Below are 17,311 nucleotides of genomic sequence, written 5' to 3'. Positions count from 1 at the left end.
CGCTTCTTGTTAGCAGGATCTGGAGATACCGTGGCGGTATGACACTTATTTCACTAAGAACGTTACTTTTTATTAAATTAGTAATCTATCTTTACCAAATATAAGCCAAAAGGTGGTGCAGTAACTCCAGCTGCATTTCTTTTGCATTGGTTTAATATATTTAGCATTTCTTGTGGATTAGTTCTATTTTTTCCAAATTCAACTAAAGTACCCACAATGATCCTCACTTGGTTATGTAAAAAGGAAATAGCAGATATTTTGATGTGTATATGATTCCCATTTTGTATTATATCGATATCATCAATTGTTCTCATCGGATTTGCGGCTTGACAATCTTTTGAACGAAAACTTGAAAAGTCATGTTTTCCAAGTAGATGTTTAGCAGCTTCACGCATAATATTTACATCAAGTGGGTTAAACACTTGCCATACATAACCTGTCTCCAGAGCGGCAGGAGCATAGCGATTAACTATTCTGTATTCGTAATATCTTTTTTTTGCTGAAAACCGTGCGTGAAACGCATCATCTACAACTTCTGCATTCAGTACAACTATGGGAATTGATTTTAAATGATAATTTATTGCGTTTCTTATTCTATAAAGCTCAAATTCCTTTTCCATATCAAAATGAGCAATTTGTCCTAAAGCATGAACCCCTGCATCAGTCCTGCCACCGCAGTACAAAGTAACTTTCTCACCACTAAAATTAAATATAGCATTTTCTATGGCTTCCTGGATTGAATTAGCAGAATGTTGCTGCTTCTGCCAGCCAGAGAAACTACTACCATTGTATTCTATCGTTATTTTGTATCGCACTGCAGAGTCTATCTAACTTTCTATCTTAATATAATTTAGGTAGCTAATTTTTCTACGATAACGTTCTTCGTTATTAAAAAACCCTTGGCAGGTTGTTCACGTTTGATTATCATGGAAGTTATACAAGTTAATAAATGATCCATGGCAAACAACTCAGAAGAAAGAAATAATGATAAGCAAAAAGCATTAGATAACGCAATAAGCCAGATTGAAAAAGCATTTGGTAAAGGTGCAATAATGAAGTTGAAGCAAAACCCTGTAGAGAAAATAGACACAATATCCACAGGATCAATTGCGCTTGATTCGGCTCTAGGTGTTGGAGGTCTGCCAAAAGGACGTATAATTGAAATATTTGGTCCCGAGAGTTCTGGTAAAACCACTCTTGCCTTGCACGTGATTGCTGAAGCACAAAAAAAAGGAGGATCATGCGCATTTATCGATGCAGAACATGCATTGGATGTCTTATATGCTCGTAAACTTGGGGTAAGCACTGATGATTTAGTAATTTCGCAACCAGACACTGGGGAACAAGCATTACACATTGTTGAGTACTTAGTGTGTTCTGGTGCGGTTGATGTGATAGTTATTGACTCTGTTGCAGCGTTAACTCCAAGAGCTGAAATTGAAGGTGATATGGGTGATCAACATATGGGGCTGCAAGCAAGGCTTCTAAGTCACGGGCTACGAAAGCTAACCTCTGCCGTTTCAAAAGCGAACTGTATATTGATATTTATTAATCAAATTCGTATGAAAATAGGAGTAGTGTATGGAAATCCTGAAACTACCACGGGTGGAAATGCATTAAAATTCTATACTTCTGTAAGGCTTGACATAAGAAAAGTTGGTGTAATAAAAGACAAAGAAAATATTACAGGCAATGAAACAAGAGTTAAAGTTGTAAAAAATAAAGTTGCTCCTCCATTTAGAGAAGCGAAATTTGATATAATGTACAATGAAGGTATATCAAAACTCGGAGAAATAATAGATATGGGAGCAAAGCTTGGTGTGCTTGAAAAAGCAGGTGCTTACTATTCATATAACAATACACGTCTTGGACAAGGAAGAGAGAATGTAAAAACTTACCTAAAAACAAACAAAGAAGTCGCAAATGAAATAGAAATGAAAATCAGAGATTTACTCAGAAATCATGATAATTCTATTATAATAGACGAGGATAGTGAGCAACTTTTAGAAGAATCAGTGTTCTGATCTAAACTTAGTTTGTGTTGGATGGGTTGTTACAGTATGACGGTGTGTGCTAATCTGTAATGTTACCTTGTATCAAGAGGACTTTGCTGAAGCAGTTAAAAAAAGCTTTTCATGAGAAATTATAAATGATAAATTGTTAACAATAGGTTATTGTGAATAAGATTATGTGTTTTAGTTTACCTAATATAAACAGGGAAGGTTATTTATTTATAGTCGTTGCCTTTATAGTAACGTGTATAGCATTCTCTATATCTTGGGGGTTTGGTGTTACGTGCTTGTTTCCGACATTATTGTGTACTTATTTCTTTCGCGATCCAACAAGAGCTGTGCCAAACAACAAGGATCTTATATTAAGTCCTGCTGATGGTGTGATTTCAAAAATTGAAGAAGTTAATTATCCTTTATCGGCAGAAAATGGAGAAGAGAAGAAGTTCACGCTTGTTAGCATATTTTTAAGTGTTTTGAACGTCCATGTGAACCGTATACCAATATCTGGTACGATAAAGGAAATGAATTATAAAAAAGGCAAGTTTGTATCCGCAATGAGCAATAGGTCTAGTAATGAAAATGAAAAGCAGGTTATTGTGATTGAATACGAAAAGGGAAAAGAAATTATTGTGGAGCAAATAGCTGGATTAATTGCACGTCGTATCGTTTGTAATTTAGGAGTATCCCAGAATGTGAAAGCAGGTGAAAGGTTTGGAATTATAAGATTTGGTAGTAGAGTGAATATTTATGTTCCTGCTGATATAGAAGTCAGAGTTTCAGAAGGGCAAACTGTTATTGGTGGTGAAACAATTATAGCAAACTTAAATAAGGAAAACGTTCAAGAGAAGCTTACTTTTGACGTTATATGAATAACGATGGAAGTAACAGTAGATTCTTACCTATTACTAAATTATTCCCAAACTTTATAACTTTATTGGGTTTATGTTCTGGTCTCACTTCAATTAAATTTACATTTAATGAACAATGGGAATTCTCAGTAATTTTTATCATCATTGCAGCAATAATAGATGGAATGGATGGCAGAATAGCTAGAATTCTAAAATCAACTAGCGATTTTGGAGCCCAGCTTGATTCTTTTGCAGATTTTCTAAATTTTGGTGCAGCGCCTGCATTTCTTTTGTATTTTTGGAAGCTAAACGAAATCAAAGTCATAGGTTGGATTTTAGTAATGATATACGTAATCTGCATATCAATAAGACTTGCAAGATTTAATGTTTCGCTACACTCAGAACAATCACACTGGGAAAAATTTTTCTTTTCTGGTGTTCCAGCTCCAGTGTGTGCTTTACTTTCTTTGTTACCAATAATTATTACCTTTCAATCTCATGAGAGTGAATACTTACTTCTCATAGAGCGATTTTTTAACACAAGAAACGTAGCTTGTTACTTTCTGGCCATTTCATTTTTTTCGATAAGTCACATTCCAACCTTCTCTGCAAAATATATTTATGTTCCCAAAAGCCTATCCTATATATTTGTGTCATTTTTTGGAGTACTTATTATATTTTTCATCAGTAAGCCCTGGATGACGCTACCAATTTTAGGTGTAGTGTATGTACTTACTATTCCAGTAAGCACTGGGCTTTATATATATTACTCGTATAAAGCTCGTTAGCTATAAGTTGTAATAAAAAGTAGTGAGCAGCATGATTGTAAAAATAAGTGAACTGTTAAATTCATTTCTGTACATAAAGATATTCAACATTCCATTTATAATTATTTGGGTAATTGCAACTGGGGTTTTTTGTACCATCCAATTCAAATTCACTAACTTTAGATTGTTCAAGCATGGAATACAGACGCTATTCAATCTAAAGTGTAATAACAATAACAATGGCATAATCACTCATATTCAAGCGTTTGCAACAGTAATTTCAGGAACAGTTGGTCTTGGAACAATATCAGGAGTTGCAATAGCTATCACAATAGGGGGCCCAAGTGCAGTTTTTTGGATGGTAATTACCGGAATACTTGGTATGTCGATAAAGTTTGCCGAGGTGGTGCTTGCATTCACCTATCGCTCTGAAAATGCAACTGGCGGGGCTTTTTATTACATGAAGTACGGGCTTGCAAAAATTGGATTTGCAAAAACTGGTAGATTTCTTGCCTTTACTTATGCGATTATGCTACTTATTGCAATGATTTTGGGCGGTATACCATTTCAAGCGAATCAGATAGCAGCATTGTCAAATAACCTCTTCGAATACAACGCATCTATTATTATATCCCTGCTTGTCTTTATTGTAATATTGGGAGGAATAAAGCGCATTGCTTTCGTTTCAACGAGCTTAGCACCAATTATGATAGTGCTATATATGGGTATGTGTATATATTTAATTTATGTAAACAGAAGTAATTTGCTGAATGCTCTATCCATAATATTCCAAGACATCTTCAATAAATCAGCTATAGGAGGCGGAGTATTGAGCGGATTAATAGCAGGAGTGAGAAGATCAGTGTTTGCTAACGAAGCAGGTACCGGAACAGCAGCTATAGCACATTCAGCTGTAAAAGAAGAAGATCCAATTAAAGTTGGATGCGTTGCAATGATTGCACCACTTATAGACACAATACTAATCTCATTTTTGACTGGTATCGTGATAATTATTACTGGTATGCATAGCACTGATAACGTGGGTGATATTACACTAATTAGTTCGGTATTTTCAACAGTTTTGCCCTTGTTCAGCAAGTTAGTTTTTCCGCTAATGATGTTTTCCTTTGCATTTTCTACAATAATAGCTTATTGTTACTACTGTGAAGTTGCTCTGCTGTATTTATTTGGTAATAAAAAAATACTGATACCGTTCCAAATTCTTATAGTGGTTTCAGTATATATCAGTTGTATGTCAAAAAATATAGAATTTATATCTTACCTAGGCGACAGTTTGTTCATGTGCCTTATGATTCCAAATGCTGTTGCAATATATCTACTAAGAAGGGAAGTTTTGAATACAATAGATTCTTATTACAATTCTAAAGGGTATTAACATGATTTATAGATTACTTTGTATGGTGTTATTTTGCCTATTGTTTAATGATGTGTACGCTGCTTCAGGTTTTTATGAAAGTTATGATGCTGTGTTGAATGGAATAAATAACTTCATGAATGAAGTGCTGTTTTTCAAAATCCTTTACGTGCCATTTATAATCTTTCTACTAGCTTTTGGTTATGTGTTTCTAACATTACGTTTTGGATTTCTCAACATAAGAATGTTTAAGCATGCGTTTGCTATTTTATGTGGAAAATATGACACGAATCACCATGATGGTCATATTACGCATTTTCAGGCATTTATGACTGCACTTTCAAGCACAGTAGGCCTTGGAACTGTTGCTGGAGTCGCAATTGCAGTTTCAATGGGAGGGCCAGGAGCGGTGCCTTGGATGATGATTACAGGTTTTTTTGGTATGTCAGCAAAATTTGCCGAAGTGACTTTAGCATTTAGACATAGAACAGAAGATCAGGAGCAATTGTTTAGTGGTCCCTTTCAGTATATAAGGAATGGTCTGGAGGAATTTGGATTTAAAAAACTTGGTATTGTTTTAGCTGCAATATATGCAGTATTCTTTGTATTATCAGGTCTTGGTGGAAGTGTAGCGTTTCAAACCAACCAAATGGTTTCAATATTATCTGGCTATTCAAGTTGGGTAGATGGTCACTCTTGGTTTCTTTCTTCCATAATCTCTGCGCTGCTTGCTCTAGTGATTATTGGCGGAATTAAAAGGATAGCTAGAGTATCTTCTGCACTAGTGCCTATTATGTCACTCATATATATATGTAGCTGCCTTATTATTATTGGATTTAATATCCACAATCTTGGTCACACATTTAAGATATTATTTTCCAGCATGATAGATTTTAATGCTGTTGGCGGAGGGATGGTAGGAGCATTTGTTGCTGGAATTCAAAGAGCAATTTTTGCCAGCGAAGCTGGTGTCGGCTCTGCTGCAATTACTCATGCAACAACTAAAGATGAAGAACCAGTAAGAACTGGGCTTGTTGCTATGATAGAACCGTGTTTTGATACAATGCTCACTTGCTGTTTAACTGGAATAACGATAGTAATAACAGGTGCATACCAGACTAGTGTTGGTGAAGGGATATTAATCACTCAAAAGGCATTTGAAACTGTTTCTTCATGGTTTCCTATACTTTTAACCATAGCTGCACCTTTGTTTGCATTTTCTTCAGTAATTTCGTTTGTATATTGTTGTGAAATGGGGTGGCTATATTTATTCGGTGCAAAAAGTATAGTGATATATCGCATAGCAGTAATAATTGTAGCGTTTTTTTCTGCTCTTTCTAAAGATATAATGGCTATTGCCAATATCGGTGGAACTTTGTTCTCTTGTTTAGCTCTCATCAATATGACAGCGCTTATACTGTTTAGTAATCAGATTAACGATGAAGTTCAGTGCTACCTAAAAAGGCTGAGGAATAATAAAATTAATTAGGTTCTTGGTATAATGGAAAAGCATGTAGTCCTTATACTATCCTACATATTAGGTTCAATACCGTTTAGCTTAATCATTACAAAAATAAAAGGGATAAACTTAAGAGAAGTAGGTTCAGGAAACATTGGCGCTACAAACGTTGCAAGAACAGGAAATAAATGTCTTGCTGCTCTGGCATTACTTCTGGATTCCTTAAAAGGATTCATCGCAGTTTATATAGCACAACAATTTTGTGATAATAACGATTTTTATATATATGTATCTGCAATTTTAGCAGTTTTAGGGCACATGTTTCCTATTTGGCTAAAATTTAAAGGAGGTAAAGGAGTTGCAACAACTCTGGGAGTGTTGATAGCGTTTAACATACCTGTGGCATTAGTGTTTATATTTGCCTGGATAGTGGTATTTTTTATCTTTAGATACTCTTCTCTTGCTTCTTTGACTGCTACTTCAACGGTTGTAGCATGGTCCTTTTTTTTTCAGAGGAATTTGTTCTTAACATTACTAGTTATAGGAACACTAGTTTTTCTCAAGCACTACAAGAATATTATGAATCTTCTGCAAGGCAAGGAACATAAATTTTTATAATTCATGTGCTGACCCTGTTGCTTCTTATATTATCGATGTTTGGGTCGGTTAATTTTCCTGGATTAATATATTCAAGATTTTCTATTGTATCTACTACATTCTGTTCACTACAATCCAAGCTAAACAAATTTCTCATTAAAGGTATCTTGATTTCTTGAATAAAATTAGAAGTTATTTGGTTACTGCTATCATCTGACTTATCCCAGGCATTGAGGATTTCTTTATGATTCTTCTTTTTTTGCAGCTCTTTCTTAATAAACTCACATGCCTCATCTTCTGCACATATTCCAATTCTATCTTCTACAAGGTATTCTACTCTAATACCAGGGTGTATTCCTTCTAATGACTTTAACATTGCACCAATAATACCAGTAAAGCAGGTTTCAGGAACAATTGTTCCTTTAGCATAGTTCATGGCATACATTAAAGACTTTACTAACTCTTGCCTTTTTACTGCAACTGATTCACTATCTCCACTATTACAAGCCTTTAGAACCAAATATAAAATTTGCCCCCCCATGAGTCCAGAAACATGAACTTGTTCATCATTATTGCACCATTCATTAAGAAAGTTAATAAATTCTTTTTTATTATTGTTTCCAAGCTCTTTTTCCCCTTCTACGAACTTAATAAACTTAACAAATTCATCATTATGTATAACACCATTAGGTTCTGGTATCTTCTCACCATATTTATCTTTTAGTGTATTAATACTGTCAATAATGCTATCATTTGCCATATGAGGCATCATATGTTCTTTCATAGCATTTATTACATTTTTTGTACCAACTAAATTCTCATACAAACCATCGGAAAGTAGCTTTAATGAAGCTTTAAGTAAGGCTATAGGGTTAAGTGTTGCTGGCCTTGTTTCGGGCTGCAATAGGATTATTCCAATTGCCAATGGTATCGGCGCCAGCAGCCAAGCTAATATTAAAGACTTAGAGAAAAAATAATAAATTGTTAGCCCAGCAATACATGAAACTGCGATTGACTTGATTATGTTACCTTGACCAAATATTTTTCAATATTCTTTATTACTTATTTTTTCCCCACCTTTTATTTTTTTATATCCAAGAAATGTTTTAATTTCTGTATCATATAGAGTAGATACTAAGCTAGCTATTATCGAAGTAGGAATGGTTACTATAGTTAACGCATAATAAAAAGATAAATAGAGAGCAATTCTAACTTTACTGGAACCACTGCGAGGAAATTGTATTTGAGAGATACCTATCATAGCTTACCTTCAACATCATTACGCTCTAGTAATAGCATAGTAATTTAAAACGTCAATGTTTAAGTATCTTATTATCCGCACACTCATCGTATTCGATCTCGACTGTAGAGTGTGCTATCTCGAACCTATTTAGTAGTATTTTTTTTATCTCATACAAAATATCAGTGTGTTGTGCATCTTGCTTTACTTTGGCATGCATGGTAATTATAAAATAATTATCAGACAGTGACCATGCATGTATGTGGTGCACATCTATCACTTCAGATAATTCTGATGTGATCTTACTTTTTATTTCCTCAGTAGATATCCCTTCAGGTGTGCCTTCAAGAAGTATGTGGCAAGAATTCTTTAGAATTTTGTAGCCACTATTCAAAATGATTATACTGACAAATACCGATAAAATCGGATCCACCATTTGCCATCCAGTAAACATGATAATTATGGATGCAAGTATAGCAGCTACAGAACCTAAAATATCTCCTATAACGTGTAGTACAGCACTTTTTATGTTTATATTGCTCTCGCATTTACTATGTAATATAAAAAAGACTATAATATTAGAGATCAGGCCAAGTGTAGCAATTACTAACATTACTTTCCACTCAACATTTACCGGAAAAATAAATCTTTTTATTGACTCAATTATAATGATTACTGCAATGAAGAATAAAGTTAAACCATTAACAAATGCTGCAATTATCTGCAACCGATGATACCCGTATGATCTTTGCAAATCAGATTTCTTAGCTGAAAATTTGTGTGCTAACCAGCTTAAAACTAAGGCAAAGAGGTCAGTGAGCATATGCCCTGCATCTGATAGTAGAGCAAGCGAATGTGAAATTATTCCACCTACTATTTCCATAAACATTGTTATCGCAACTATTATTATGGAATAGATTAAGCGCTTGGACTGTGCTGCTGAGTGTTTGCCGTTATGCACTGCTGTCATATAAAATCTTTTCATGAACAAAAACGTGGGTAACACTGGGTTCGAACCAGCGACCGCTTGCACGTCAAGCAAGTGCTCTACCAACTGAGCTAATTACCCATCGTGGTTTTAGTATAGTGCTTTGGTGGAATGAAAGTCAATTTGCTTTTAAATTCTTACCCTATCCTAATGTAACGTTAGAATTTAGATTTTTTTTGTGGTCAAGCTATAGAGCCTATAGCTAGTGCAGGTCAGGTTTTCCTACGTCATACCGCGATTCATTCGCGGTATCTCAGCATAGATTCCGCTAACACGTAGCGGAATGACGAGTTCATAGCTTACCAAATTATCGGTAAATCTAAATTGCTTTAGTTATAGCTATATCTTATATTGTTCATATTAAATTAATTACTTATATTTCTTCACTAAGATATAGATTATACCAATATAAAAATTCACACTTTTTTAGTAGAGATCACCTTATATTTGAAGAGTTAATAAATTAGAGATTAGAATTATGACAATCAATCAACAAATAAATAAAAATATAACTAAAGAAGAATACTTTAACAATAACGGCAAAGGGTTTAATTCGCCACATGTTGTAGAAGTTAAAGATTTAAATATTAAAGTAGAAGTTTATTCTCATAATTTAAGAGCAAGTAAAATTGCAACAATTGAAAGTGAGATAAAAGAAACAGCTACTAGTTTTAAAGATACATTCAAGTTAGAACACAGCAACTCAGAACAAACATTTAAAATTTATATGTTTGATGACAAGGATGATTACACTCACCTTGGCAGAAGCGAGCGTTTCGGTTCTTACCTTGGAGATGAGGGTGGTAAATGTTACTACAAAGGGGAAGCTGATGTTTTTGCTGAAATGTATGTCTATCAGCAAGGTGGCGTTCATAACCTTCAGCATGAATTTGCACATGGTTTAACTTACTTGGCTACAGGAGGTAAGCACCTACCTACAGTATTAATGGAAGGAATTGCAGATTACTTTGAGCATCATTCAGATCATAAATTCAATTCTCAAGGATCAAGTATCGATAAAACTGAAGCTGCAAATTTGGATTTAGATAAAATTTTAAGTTTAGAATATTCAAAGGACAGCGAAGCAAATAGCCTGGTTTATAAAACAGGTCATGCGTTGATAATGTACTTACAGGAAAAAGATCCTAGTTTATTAAGAGACTACCTAGATGCTTTACGTCAAGGTAACTCAGATGAGTCAAAAAGTTTCTTGAAAGACATAAAAGGACATGATGCTGACTTCAAAAGTTGGCTTGCTGAGAATGATACAGAAACTGCTATGGAAGAAATTAATGCCCTACAAGTTACAAAAGGAGATTTTATAGCAACTGGTCAAGAAATAGTTGGTGGAGAAATTAAAAACATATCCTACTATAAAGCAAATATAGAAAAAATAGATGGAGAAAACGTTGGAAGTTTTTCTCCTGTAGAACATGTGTCGTTTTATGATTATGCTCGTGCTGTTAATAGGGCAACAAATGATAACCTCGATATATCAAAGGAATATCATTTCTTAAAGGCAGTAAAAACTGCTGATGGGCAGGTTAAGCTGACTTACTCTGACCAACAAGGTAATGAATATCAAAACAGTCAAGAGTATAAAATGCAAGCTTTAAGGATGCTATCAAAATATGGTGAAGATCTAAGAAAATCTTACTCTAATGGGAAAGAAGACTTAGAAAAAATACGTGCGAGCGAGCTAGAAGACTTAGATAAGCAGAAGGATATAGAATATGATGATGTGTTGAAAGGCCTGCGTGAACAGGAGGAAACACAGCATCATGATGCATACGAGCAACACAAAAGAGGAGAGATCTCTTATGAGAAATTTGTAGAAAAATGCAATTCAGCCAGCACTAATTATTGTAATGAAGATAAGAGATTATATAGTGCTACACAAGACAAATATACACAACTGAAAGATGCAATACTAGATAAGTATGAAAATTTAAAAAGTACCTTGCTTGATAAAACCATAAACACTGGCTTAGAACAAGTAAAAGCGACTAAGAACATCGATGTAGAAAAGATGTTAGAAGAGATGATCAATATCGATCCAAACTTAATCAGAGGTACTCACATTAATCTACAAGAAGGTAAGATTTTTTCTATGCAAGCTCATGGTCAAGGAGATATGGGTGCACTGTCTATATATGACGGAAATACAAAGCTTGGAGAATTATTGAGCGAATCAGGATTTTTTAAGCAAGTTGAAGGCCAAACTAAAGAAACTTTTGTTTTTGAGGACATATTGCACAACTTAAATGTTCAATATGATGGTGGTGCTTATATGGCGGTTACAAAAGAAAATGGTCATTATAAAGCTTCTCTGATAGATGGCAGAACAGTTGAACGCGATGAATACTTTGATGAAGCACATTTACATGAAAATGAATTGTTGCATCCTAGCACTGGACACATCCAAAAAGATTTAGATTCTCTGCTCCTTAGAGGTACCAAAATTTTGAATCATCAGGATTCAAAGCATGCACAATATTCTGATGAGCAAAAGGCAAATGGAGTAATCGTGGAAAAAGGAAAATTACTGGATAATAAGGGAACAGATAGGACAGACGACGATGTATACGAAGCGGTTGTAAAGCAAGGAGACGAGCGCTTACATGAATTCAAAAATATGGGCTTTTATATTACCGAAGAGGTGAAAAATGAAAGAGGTGAAATTACAAATGGAAGTAACTTGTTCATTCATGATCACGGAAAAAATGTGCGCTATGAGTTACCTGAAAAAGTTACTCATCTAAAGTTAGTGCAAAAGGATGGACAATATAAGTTAGCACCATCTGATTCTGAAGGGAGAGAGTATAATGGCATACCAGATGAATATAGATATATAGATCCAATATTTGCACATGAATATGAGAAGAGAGATTATTCCCATAAACATGTAAATGTGGGCCTTATAAACTTAGAGAAATATGGCTCTGGCAAACTTTTTGCTATAAAGTACGATCCAAATGATTACCAAATACAAAGAAACTCTAGCGGTGAAATAGTTAGAATAAAAGATCAAGCATATTTCACTAAAGTAAAACTATTTGATGGTGATACTGATGAAGAAATTGGAATGTTATCTAATAATTTCCATAACTTCAAAGGGAAAATATTCTTTTCTGCTGATTATAACTACAGTTATAACGACTTCCTCGCATCTGTTTCTCCTCAAGTTGAAATTGAGGACATGGGGAATGGAAGTAAAAAAATAACTTTCGATCAAGGTGATGGTGATATCGGTGACACTAATAGAGGCTACACGGACTATCAGAGAATATTCACAAAAGAGAAACAAACCGAAAGTCCAAAAGGGCAAGTAAGTGAAACTAAGACAGAAGTTGATACATCACACATAAGTCACAATACTACTAATGTTGTTGCACAAGCTGCTGAAGAGAGAACTGTATCAAACGACAATAGTGAAATGCAGTCTGATCAGCCAATTCCATCACAAAGTTTAACAAGAACGAAAAGAACAGCTTCAGTGGAGGAGAAAGAGCAAGAACAGGTAGTATTAAAAGACACAATTCTCAAAATAGAAAAGAGTCGCGAGCAGGACTCAGAAGGGAAGCACAAGGCAAATGTAACCATAGATTATAATGATGTGAAAGCCTTGTATGATAGAGCGGAAGGAGCAGAAAAGCAATCTGTGTTAAAGTTTTGGCACAAATTGGCTGAATCAGGATATAAGGTTGGTGCTTTGCCGGAAGACAAATACTATTTTGAAAAAGGCAAATTCGTAATCCACGATAGTGGCACAAAGAAGCTTATAGTGTTACCTGAAGATAAGGTGTCCATCAAAATAATGAAGGATGGTGATAGTTATAGTTTAGCTATATCAAGTGGTAATGGCAAAGTAATAAGCAGCATTAGTAAAATAGATAATCCAAATTACGAATTGCTGTCAGATTCAAGTCATTTCAATTTAGGGGAGCAAGATAATATTGTATTATCAGATCAACATCACGAATATAATCTTTATCTAGAGAATGGCTTTGTGAAAATGTTTGATTACACAAGCGACCACATTTATCACGACCACAACTCAGCCTACATCTAATACATACAAGGAGGCAAGTATAGCTGACCCAAGCAACACGTCATACCGCGATTCATTCGCGGTATCTCTTAGCCGCTAACAAGTAGCGGGATACTTAACCGTCATACCGCGATTCATTCGCGGTATCTCTTAACATAGATCCCGCTAACAAGCAGCGGGATGACACCTCTCTTGGGCTCTTTTAGCTACAAACATTAAGAAATTTACCAAACGAAAAAAAAGGCAAAAGAAGCCCTGTGGTGCGAGTTTTGACTCTATATTACTGTAAGTGGCGCTGTAATAATGTGCTAACGCTTAAAATAAGCGCGATTTGGCTGAATGTAGAAAAAATTTAAAAGACATGCAGCCGCTATAATTTTATGTAATCCGCCAAAAAATACCCTAAGTTTTTTACTGAATTTTGTCATTGAGCCTGCAGGTCAAAAACAAGTTTTGAGTTAGAAATACCCTTAATACTACAATAAGGGGGTTGGCGGAGTTTGTCAAGGAAGTTTTGCATTTAATCCGTTTATGGCTTAGGTGCCGGCCAGCTACTTGACTCCCGGCTGGGTCGAATTTGTATAGCTACATTGTCGGTAAATCTAAATTGCTTTAATAATTTTGATTGAAAAATAGTTTTTCTATTATATAAATGCTACTTTAGGGTAATCAAAATGGAAGACGATAAATATAGCCTAGGTTTAAGAGTTATCCATTGGTTGATGGCTGTTTTTATTATTGGTATGCTTTGCTCTGGACTTTATATGAAAAGCTTACCACTTAGCAATGAGATTAAGTTCAACATATACGCTATTCATAAGGCTTGCGGTATCACTATTCTTGGACTAATCATAGTACGCATATTTTTTCGCGTCTTTACTTATGTTCCACGACTTCCAGCAAATTTTTCTCGATTTGTAATCAATGCAAGTAAAACAGTACACTTTGGTTTATATTCTTTAATGGTGCTAATGCCACTATCTGGCTATGTTATGTCTTCTGCTTCTGGCAAAAAGATCAAGTATTTTTTTCATATCCCTTTGTTGATTAATCAAAACAAAGATCTAGCTAACACGGCTAATCAGCTATATTCGATGCTTGCATGTTTTATGGTACTCTTTATAATCTTGCATATACTTGGCGCTTTGAAACACACATTTATAGATAAGCAAAACATTTTTAAACGTATGATATAGGTTATATGTTAAGTAGCCTCTGGAAAAAAGGAACAGATTTTCTTGGTAGTGAGTTTGCGATAATGGGTGGTGCTATGAGCTGGGTTTCAGAGAGAAACTTGGTTTCGGCAATCTCAAACGCTGGTGGTTTTGGTGTAATTGCATGTGGTGCAATGTTTCCAGACCTATTGAAAAAAGAAATCATAGAGACACAGAAATTAACTAACAAATCATTTGGTGTAAACCTAATTACTATGCACCCAAAGTTGAGTGAGTTGATAGATGTGTGCATTGAAACGAAAGTGAGCCATATAGTGCTTGCTGGCGGATTACCAACGAAGCCTAATATAGAAAAAATCAAGAGTGCAGGCATTAAAGTTATGTGCTTTGCACCAGCATTAAGCCTTGCGAAAAGGTTAGTAAAAATGGGAGTAGATGCGTTAATAATAGAGGGAATGGAAGCAGGCGGGCACATAGGGCCAGTTAGCACTTCTGTTCTCGCACAAGAGATATTGCCTCATTTTAAAAATGAACAAATACCAGTGTTTGTTGCAGGTGGAATAGGAAGAGGTGAAATGATAGTTAATTACTTAGAAATGGGGGCAAGTGGCTGTCAAATAGGTACATTATTTGTCTGCACTAATGAGTCAATTGCCCACAAAAATTTTAAGAAAGTGTTTATTAAATCAGCCGCACGTAATGCAATACCTTCTGTACAGATAAGTGCTGATTTTCCTGTAATTCCAGTAAGAGCTATAGCCAACAAAGCAAGTGATGATTTTATGAAGCATCAAAAAAAAGTTATTGATGAATACCAAAAGGGACAGATCTCAAAAGAAGATGGGCAGCTTGAAATAGAAAAGTTCTGGGCTGGAGCTTTAAGAAGAGCAGTAATTGATGGAGATGTTGAAACGGGATCTTTAATGGCCGGTCAAAGTGTTGGCATGGTTGATAGGGAAAAGCCTGTAAAAGAAGTGATAGACATATTAATTCAACAGGCAAACAATTATATTGAAATGTAGAAGTAGAAGAGCAAATAATTATCCATAATACGGCATAATTGCCCAGTTTTAATGTAAAATTAACGCTAAAAAGGTATCTATACATTTTATTATGTATGGAGAAGTCTATGCCAAGTTCTAAAAAAGATATTAACCAACAATTGCGCGACACTATATACAAAAAGGTAACAAAAAAAACACATAGTAATCAAAGTCCAAAAAAAAATGGAGATGGAACTATCGCAAAATGCATAGAGTTGTTCAACAAAGGAGCTGACCCTAACGTATTAATTCAATTAGAAAAATCACTGAGAGAGCAAGAAAAATATCAAAAATACTATAATTATTACACCGAGAAATTTCTTCCAGCATTGGAAGTAGAAATAACAAACTCAAAAAAACTAACTACAGCAAAAAGAACGGAAATAGAAAAAATAATTATGGAACTAATAACTTTAGATGTTGTTAGCAAGAGCAGCAGTGTAAGCTCAATACCAAGTGCTGTTAAAGAAAATATTGAAGATCAAATGCAGCTAGGACATATTGAAGAGCAAAACAACACACAAGAAACACCCTTGAATATAGCTGAGAAAAAAAGTGGTGATAATAAAATACTTAGTAATTTAGGTATTACAGAAGAAATACTTGAAAAAGATAGCAAGGTTGTGGAAGAAATAAAGGAGCATAAGCAGACTTCTGAACTCAGTAATGATAATGATTCAGATAGTAGAATAGATTCACCTAGAAAGAGTGAAGAAAGTTTGGAATTACCAGTAAGGAGCAGTATAAGCTCTACTGAAGAAGATAGTAATCCACAAAAAGCAGAAACTGAAAATAAAGTGCTGCTAGAACAGACCACAGAAAAAAAGCCAGCTCAGGTGTCATACCAGTGCGTGACACTGGGATCCAAAAAAAAAGAAAATATGGACCCAAGTGGTCAGGCTACTCAGAGGACAGGTAGTCAGCCAGTGAAATCTGAAGAACAAAAGGACAAAAAAAATACCATTACAACCATGCAGAAACCTCCTGTGAATGAGAAAAAGGGTGAAGATACTCCACTTAAACAACCCAATAACAGAAATCTTCACGTTGCACTTGTAGCAGGTTGTGCTCTCTCTACAATAGGGTGCATTGTTGCAGGAGCAATGACATCAGGACTGGTAGGAGCAGGACTACTTGCTATGGCTGCAGTGTTTGCTATAGCAGCAGTAGCTGAATTGCATTCAAACTTCCTATCAAGTAAATTAACATCCATTAATGTGGAACCTCTTGTTGATGATAAAAAGCTTACAGCATGTTCACATCTGTAAAAATTAAATATGTGTTACTTGTAGTGGATAAGTGAATTCAGTTCTTGCCTATTGATATAAAAGTTGTTATATTTGAGGAATATTTAAAGGGTATTTAGTTGATGCGCATTCAATTGAATAAAGTTTTGGTTTTTATAGCCTTATTAAGTTTCATTTTTGCATCATATTCTAGCGAAGCTTCGGTGAGTGATGAATTAAAGGATGTACAAGAAACAGTAAAAGATTTTATTTCTTCATTTTCAATTAAAGATACTGTAGAAAATATGAGTCCTTCAACAATCATAGGGTTGTGTATAGCTGCGGTGATACTTGCAGTAGTGTTCAGAGGTCTAATCTTTTTTATGATAATGTTTGGTGTACTGATCATGATGTTTGGTAGTACAGAAAAGGCAACAGACTACTTAAAAGAAAAATTTAATTTTGCAAAAGATATAAAATTACAATCCGATAGCGAAAAAAAAGATAAAAATTAAGATAGTATTTTTATC

The 17,311-nt window shown here is 34.8% G+C and carries 15 protein-coding genes and 1 tRNA gene; 11 read left to right on the top strand and 5 right to left on the bottom strand.

The annotated features are described in order from the left end of the window. Window positions 1-77: 77 nt before the first annotated feature. The gene (gene truA, locus ACFZP3_RS05520; protein ID WP_096617503.1) at window positions 78-815 is read right to left on the bottom strand and encodes a tRNA pseudouridine(38-40) synthase TruA; all 738 of its coding nucleotides are present in this window, start codon (window positions 813-815) and stop codon (window positions 78-80) included. 141 nt (window positions 816-956) lie between these two features. On the opposite strand from truA, the gene recA reads away from it, so the two are divergent. From recA to plsY, 6 genes are all read left to right on the top strand, one after another. Next, window positions 957-2,024, top strand: a complete 1,068-nt coding sequence (gene recA / locus ACFZP3_RS05515; protein ID WP_264687864.1) for a recombinase RecA — start codon at window positions 957-959, stop codon at window positions 2,022-2,024. A 164-nt stretch (window positions 2,025-2,188) separates the two neighbouring features. Beyond that, window positions 2,189-2,881, top strand: a complete 693-nt coding sequence (locus ACFZP3_RS05510) for a phosphatidylserine decarboxylase (protein WP_253309960.1) — start codon at window positions 2,189-2,191, stop codon at window positions 2,879-2,881. Continuing rightward, a complete protein-coding gene (locus ACFZP3_RS05505) occupies window positions 2,878-3,648 on the top strand; it encodes a CDP-alcohol phosphatidyltransferase family protein (RefSeq protein ID WP_386087005.1) in 771 nt (256 codons plus the stop codon). Before ACFZP3_RS05510 ends, ACFZP3_RS05505 begins: the two co-directional genes overlap by 4 nt. A gap of 31 nt (window positions 3,649-3,679) precedes the next feature. Further along, complete coding sequence (locus ACFZP3_RS05500) at window positions 3,680-5,023, top strand: alanine/glycine:cation symporter family protein (RefSeq protein ID WP_253309421.1); 1,344 nt, start codon at window positions 3,680-3,682, stop codon at window positions 5,021-5,023. Window position 5,024: 1 nt separating this feature from the next. Next, on the top strand, window positions 5,025-6,491 hold the full coding sequence (locus ACFZP3_RS05495; RefSeq protein WP_253309422.1) for an alanine/glycine:cation symporter family protein: 1,467 nt from the start codon (window positions 5,025-5,027) through the stop codon (window positions 6,489-6,491). 12 nt (window positions 6,492-6,503) lie between these two features. Then, window positions 6,504-7,079 (top strand): glycerol-3-phosphate 1-O-acyltransferase PlsY, encoded by a 576-nt coding sequence (gene plsY / locus ACFZP3_RS05490; RefSeq protein ID WP_253309423.1) that lies wholly within the window; start codon window positions 6,504-6,506, stop codon window positions 7,077-7,079. Between the two features lies 1 nt (window position 7,080). Here plsY and ACFZP3_RS05485 read toward each other — a convergent pair whose 3' ends face one another. The 4 genes from ACFZP3_RS05485 to ACFZP3_RS05470 all read right to left on the bottom strand — a co-directional run bounded on the left by ACFZP3_RS05485 (window position 7,081) and on the right by ACFZP3_RS05470 (window position 9,367). Next, entirely contained in the window at window positions 7,081-7,983 is a 903-nt protein-coding gene (locus ACFZP3_RS05485; protein ID WP_386087004.1) for a hypothetical protein, read from the bottom strand. A gap of 120 nt (window positions 7,984-8,103) precedes the next feature. Next, the gene (locus tag ACFZP3_RS05480; RefSeq protein ID WP_386087003.1) at window positions 8,104-8,319 is read right to left on the bottom strand and encodes a hypothetical protein; all 216 of its coding nucleotides are present in this window, start codon (window positions 8,317-8,319) and stop codon (window positions 8,104-8,106) included. Window positions 8,320-8,371: 52 nt separating this feature from the next. Continuing rightward, complete coding sequence (locus ACFZP3_RS05475) at window positions 8,372-9,268, bottom strand: cation diffusion facilitator family transporter (RefSeq protein ID WP_264687861.1); 897 nt, start codon at window positions 9,266-9,268, stop codon at window positions 8,372-8,374. A 26-nt stretch (window positions 9,269-9,294) separates the two neighbouring features. Then, window positions 9,295-9,367: transfer RNA gene (locus ACFZP3_RS05470), tRNA-Val, on the bottom strand. 397 nt (window positions 9,368-9,764) lie between these two features. Between ACFZP3_RS05470 and ACFZP3_RS05465 the strand changes: the two genes are divergently transcribed. From ACFZP3_RS05465 to ACFZP3_RS05445, 5 genes are all read left to right on the top strand, one after another. Further along, on the top strand, window positions 9,765-13,358 hold the full coding sequence (locus ACFZP3_RS05465; protein WP_386087002.1) for a peptidase M2: 3,594 nt from the start codon (window positions 9,765-9,767) through the stop codon (window positions 13,356-13,358). Between the two features lie 653 nt (window positions 13,359-14,011). Continuing rightward, window positions 14,012-14,533 (top strand): cytochrome b, encoded by a 522-nt coding sequence (locus ACFZP3_RS05460; RefSeq protein WP_386087001.1) that lies wholly within the window; start codon window positions 14,012-14,014, stop codon window positions 14,531-14,533. Window positions 14,534-14,538: 5 nt separating this feature from the next. Beyond that, window positions 14,539-15,534 carry an NAD(P)H-dependent flavin oxidoreductase gene (locus ACFZP3_RS05455; RefSeq protein ID WP_253307206.1) on the top strand — a complete coding sequence of 332 codons (996 nt, stop codon included), beginning with the start codon at window positions 14,539-14,541 and terminating at the stop codon, window positions 15,532-15,534. A 107-nt stretch (window positions 15,535-15,641) separates the two neighbouring features. After that, on the top strand, window positions 15,642-16,823 hold the full coding sequence (locus tag ACFZP3_RS05450; RefSeq protein WP_253307205.1) for a hypothetical protein: 1,182 nt from the start codon (window positions 15,642-15,644) through the stop codon (window positions 16,821-16,823). Window positions 16,824-16,924: 101 nt separating this feature from the next. Then, a complete protein-coding gene (locus ACFZP3_RS05445) occupies window positions 16,925-17,296 on the top strand; it encodes a hypothetical protein (protein WP_187297371.1) in 372 nt (123 codons plus the stop codon). Window positions 17,297-17,311 lie beyond the last annotated feature (15 nt).

Source organism: Wolbachia endosymbiont (group A) of Norellia spinipes (assembly GCF_964273535.1).
This window is presented reverse-complemented; position numbering and strand designations above follow the sequence as displayed.